Raw genomic sequence first — 4,931 nt, forward strand, 5'->3', positions numbered from 1 at the left:
TTGATATGAAACGCAATTATTACCATTTCTTAACATTGTTTTAAGTGTGAGATCGTGATGTTGGGTAACTAGCTGTTTTTAATGCATATAAAAAACAACCGACAAAGTGCAACTAAGCGCTTATGGTTTCTTGTTGTTAAAAATCATCTAGTGCAACAGCCTATATTGACCAAGTTGTTAATACTGATATGAAATATCACCATTTTTGTTAATTCCTTTCTTGCCATTGATATGCATCTGTGTTGTTATATTAAATATGCAACGGGTTTGTAATATATCTGTATTATATCGAGTTCAGTATGTGTACCAGTTTGAATAGAACGACACTGATGGCTCATAAGACTGAGTTGTTAAATTAATGAAATAAGCTTTAAGTAAATAAAGCGTACGACTGAATAAATAAAGAGTAAGGAAGGAGCCTTAAATGAGTAAAGTCGCATTAGTTACAGGTGCAAAAGGTGGTATTGGTTCATCGATCACTCAAGCACTAGTTGATGCAGGTTTTCGTGTGGTTGCAACGTACTACCCAACAGGTGAAAAGGCAGCGCAGGAGTGGTTTGCTGCAAATAACTATTCACCGGAGTCTGTTCGCCTGTTTCCACTAGACGTGACTGATACAAACTACTGTCAAGAAGCGCTTGCGACATTGCTTCAAGAAGAAGGTCACATTGATGTGCTAGTTAACAACGCAGGTATCACGAAAGATACAACGTTTAAGCGTATGACTGCTGATCAATGGAATGCAGTAATTAACACTAACTTAAACAGCCTGTTTAACGTAACTCAGCCACTATTTGACTCAATGTGTAAAAAAGGTAATGCACGCATTATCAACATCACATCTGTTAACGGTCTGAAGGGGCAATTTGGTCAAGCTAATTACTCTGCTGCAAAAGCTGGCATGATTGGTTTTACTAAAGCACTGGCTGCTGAAGGTGCACGATCTGGTGTAACGGTAAATGCAGTTGCTCCTGGTTACACAGGTACACCTATGGTTGAAGCGATCAAACCAGAAGTTCTAGATTCAATCAAAGCTGAAATTCCTATGCGTCGTTTAGCACTACCACAAGAAGTAGCTGCAGCGGTGACATTTTTAGCAAGTGATGCAGCGGCATACATTACTGGCGAAACATTGTCAGTGAATGGCGGCTTGTACATGCACTAATCAATGATTGAATGATTATTTATATTTGAACTCATTAAGTAAGGACGCGAAATAACATGGCTAGGGTATTTATCGTTGCTGCAAAACGTACACCAATCGGAAGTTTTGGTGGCGCATTGAAATCAGTAACTGCTGCAGAGCTTGGTGCTGCTGCAATTAAAGGTGCATTGGCGGAAACATCAATTCCTGTAGAAGCAATTGATGAAGTCATTTTTGGTAACGTTGTTGGCGCAGGTCAAGGTATGGGACCTGGTCGTCAAGCGGCACTAAAAGCAGGGATCCCTAATGAGGTACCTGCATACACACTAAACATGGTGTGTGGTAGTGGTATGAAAGCTGTGATGGATGCAGCTGCGCACATTAAAGCAGGCGATGCCGATATCGTCGTTGCTGCTGGTGCGGAAAACATGTCTCAAATTCCTTTCTGTGCATCATCAAAAATTCGTGATGGACAAAAAATGGGAGCTCTGGAGCTAAGTGATCTATTGATTTCTGATGGCTTAACAGATGCCTTCAATAATTATCACATGGGTGTGACGGCTGAGAACGTAGTTGAGAAAGTTGGTCTTACTCGTGAACAACAAGATAACTTTGCCTTAGCAAGTCAGCAAAAAGCTGTAGCTGCTATCGAGCAAGGTAAATTTGTTGATGAAATTACACCAGTAGAAGTCGTTGGTCGTCGTGAGACAGTGGTTGTTGATACCGATGAGTATCCGAAACAAAACGCATCAATCGAAGGTTTAGCGAAACTACGTCCAGCATTTAAGCGTGATGGTTCGGTAACAGCAGGTAATGCATCAGGTATTAACGATGGTGGTAGTGCCATTATTGTTGTTTCTGAAGCTGCTGTTAATAAGTACAACCTAACACCGCTTGCTGAAATTGAAAGCTACGCTCAGGCAGGTATCGCACCTGAAATTATGGGTCTTGGCCCTGTTCCTGCGGTACTAAAAGCGTTAGATAAAGCACAATTATCAATTGATAAAGTTGAGCGTCTTGAGTTCAACGAAGCTTTTGCTGGTCAAGCACTAGGCGTGCTTTATGAAGTAGCAAAAGAAACGAATGCGAAAGTAGAAGATTTAGTTGAACGTGCAAACGTCAACGGTGGTGCGATTGCATTAGGTCACCCACTTGGTGCCTCAGGTAACCGTATCTTAGTGAGTCTGTTGCATGAGATGCGTCGTCGTGAAGATCAATATGGTATTGCAACTTTATGTGTAGGTGGCGGTATGGGTACTGCTGTCATCCTAAAGCGCGTTTAATTTACTAAAAAATCGGCGCTACATATGAATGTGTGGCGCTTTATTACTATCAATGAGGAAAGATCTATGTATACGGAAATGTTTAAGTCGTTCTCTGAGCAAACTGAAAAATCACTAGCACCATACGTTAAATTCAACAAGCTATTCACTAAAAATGTTGAAGAGCTAACTGAGCTTCAACTTGCTGCAGTTCGTGCATATAGCGATTTAGGCCTATCTCAACTTAAAGCGGTAAGCGAAGTTAAAGATATCCAATCTCTAACTGCATTTAACAGCCAGCAGCTTGAAACACTAACTAAGCTTTCTAAGCAACTTATTGATGATAGCAATAAATTCAACGCTGTTGCTCAATCATTTAAAACAGAAGTAGAAGAGCTTGTTGCTGATAACGTAAAAAAAGCAACACCAGTAGCTTAAGGTTTATCTTTAGTCGTCCTCATTAGGGGACGACTATCTTTGTTATAGCTTATCTCAATTATGCTGGGCCTAATGGTCGTGAAGTGTGATTGAATTAGTCCAAGTGTAGGGTTTTTGTTATGAACAATCACTTCTTTTCGGACTACTTTGCCAAGCTCCAAGATATGAACCAGCTATGGTGGAAGGAGTTAGACTCCGGCAAGGCAGCCATGAACACCCCATTAAACAAAGCGCTTAATGAGATTAATCTGGAAGATACCGCTGAATTTATTGAAAAGGCAGCAGCACAACCAGCAGCATTAGCGAAAGTCCAAATGGACTGGTGGGAAAAACAAGTAAAAATTTGGCAAAATATTGCGATGCCATCAGCCGATGGTGGGCAATCATTAATTAAGCCAGCGAAAGATGATAAGCGCTTTTGTGATCCTGCATGGGAAAACGAAGCGTTTTATAATTATATTAAGCAATCATATTTGCTCTTCAGTGACACCATGCGTAATGCGATTGATTCGATTGAAGGCGTTGACGAAAAAGCAAAAGAGCGTTTAAGTTTCTTTTCTCGTCAAGCTATTAACGCATTGTCACCAACGAACTTTATCACCACTAACCCTGAGCTAGCTAAGCTGACTGTTGCGACTAACGGTGAAAACTTAGTGAAGGGTATGGAGTTGTTGCAAGAAGACATGCAGAGCAGTGCGGATGTGTTAAAAATTCGCATGACTAATAGTGATGCATTCCAACTGGGTGTCAATATTGCTAACACCGATGGTGAAGTTGTTTTCAAAAATGAGCTATTTGAACTTATTCAATATAAGCCATTAACTGAAACAGTAAATAGCACACCTTTGCTTATTGTTCCGCCATTTATCAATAAATATTACATCCTTGATTTACGTGAAAATAATTCAATGGTGCGCTGGCTTGTTGAACAAGGCCACACGGTATTTATGATGTCTTGGCGTAACCCTGGGGCTGCTCAGCGCGATATTGATTTTTCTAATTACGTACTTGATGGCGTTATCCCAGCTGTTGATGTGATTGAAGACATTACAGGCGAAAAACAAATTAATGCCGCAGGCTACTGTATAGGTGGTACGTTATTAGCGACTACGCTGGCTTACTATGCTGCGAAGCGTATGCGTAACCGTATTAAATCAGCAACATTCTTTACTACGTTGTTAGATTTCTCACAGCCTGGTGAAATAGGTGCCTATATTAATGAGCCTTTAATATCAGCGATTGAAGCGCAGAATGATATTAATGGTTATATGGATGGACGTTCATTAAGCGTGACATTTAGCTTGTTACGTGAAAATAGCCTTTACTGGAATTATTATGTTAATAATTACCTAAAAGGTAATAGTCCAATTGATTTCGATTTACTATATTGGAACGGCGATAGTACAAATGTGACAGCTGCATGTCACGGTACTCTTTTACGTGAGTTCTACTTGAATAATAAGTTAGTCGATAATAAAGGGATAAAGATTGGTGGTGTTTATATTGATTTGTCAAAGATCAAGGTGCCAACTTACTTTATTTCAACTCAAGAAGACCATATTGCATTATGGCAAGGTACTTATCGCGGTGCACAACAATTAGGTGGCAAATCTACCTTTGTACTGGGTGAGTCTGGTCATATTGCAGGGATTGTTAACCATCCTAAGAAAAATAAATATGGTTTTTGGCTAAGTGATAAACAAGATGAAAATCCTGAAGTTTGGCTAGAGAATGCCCAACGTCAGGATGGTTCTTGGTGGTCTCATTGGGATACTTGGTTGGGTGACTTTAATAAGAAAGAGAAAGTGCCTGCAAGAGATATTGGTAGTGAAAATAACAAGCCGCTATATCTTGCACCAGGTGAATATGTTAAAGAGACACTACCTTTAAAATAAGTACCGTATATTTTTAAAAGCTCAGCATCATAGATGCTGAGCTTTTTTTTGACATAAAATTTTACTTAGAAGTCAGCTATTTTTGAATTAATGTATATAATAGTGATAATTCTTTGCGTCACTTAAGTATTAAATATATTGGCGCATTGTTAATTGTAATGTGAGTTTTAAACATAATCTTCAATATTATGT

The 4,931-nt window shown here is 39.4% G+C and carries 4 protein-coding genes; all 4 read left to right on the forward strand.

Annotation, left to right across the window (positions count from 1 at the left end):
* The first annotated feature begins 424 nt into the window (after positions 1 to 424).
* The 4 genes from E5A76_RS10700 (at position 425) to phaC (ending at position 4,739) form a co-directional block, all read left to right on the forward strand.
* Entirely contained in the window at positions 425 to 1,165 is a 741-nt protein-coding gene (locus tag E5A76_RS10700) for an SDR family oxidoreductase (protein WP_053988704.1), read from the forward strand.
* A 56-nt stretch (positions 1,166 to 1,221) separates the two neighbouring features.
* Positions 1,222 to 2,427 (forward strand): acetyl-CoA C-acetyltransferase, encoded by a 1,206-nt coding sequence (locus tag E5A76_RS10705; protein WP_053988705.1) that lies wholly within the window; start codon positions 1,222 to 1,224, stop codon positions 2,425 to 2,427.
* 66 nt (positions 2,428 to 2,493) lie between these two features.
* On the forward strand, positions 2,494 to 2,844 hold the full coding sequence (locus E5A76_RS10710) for a phasin family protein (protein WP_005364186.1): 351 nt from the start codon (positions 2,494 to 2,496) through the stop codon (positions 2,842 to 2,844).
* Positions 2,845 to 2,963: 119 nt separating this feature from the next.
* Positions 2,964 to 4,739 (forward strand): class I poly(R)-hydroxyalkanoic acid synthase, encoded by a 1,776-nt coding sequence (phaC, locus tag E5A76_RS10715; RefSeq protein WP_053988706.1) that lies wholly within the window; start codon positions 2,964 to 2,966, stop codon positions 4,737 to 4,739.
* Positions 4,740 to 4,931: the final 192 nt, after the last annotated feature.

This window comes from Photobacterium lucens, from assembly GCF_009873615.1.
GTDB lineage: Bacteria > Pseudomonadota > Gammaproteobacteria > Enterobacterales > Vibrionaceae > Photobacterium > Photobacterium lucens.

What these genes read in the sequence shown, in the direction of transcription:
- E5A76_RS10700 (WP_053988704.1), top strand. Translation starts at nt 425, where the DNA reads ATGAGTAAAGTCGCATTAGTTACAGGTGCAAAAGGTGGTATTGGTTCA.
- E5A76_RS10705 (WP_053988705.1), top strand. Translation starts at nt 1,222, where the DNA reads ATGGCTAGGGTATTTATCGTTGCTGCAAAACGTACACCAATCGGAAGT.
- E5A76_RS10710 (WP_005364186.1), top strand. Translation starts at nt 2,494, where the DNA reads ATGTATACGGAAATGTTTAAGTCGTTCTCTGAGCAAACTGAAAAATCA.
- phaC (WP_053988706.1), top strand. Translation starts at nt 2,964, where the DNA reads ATGAACAATCACTTCTTTTCGGACTACTTTGCCAAGCTCCAAGATATG.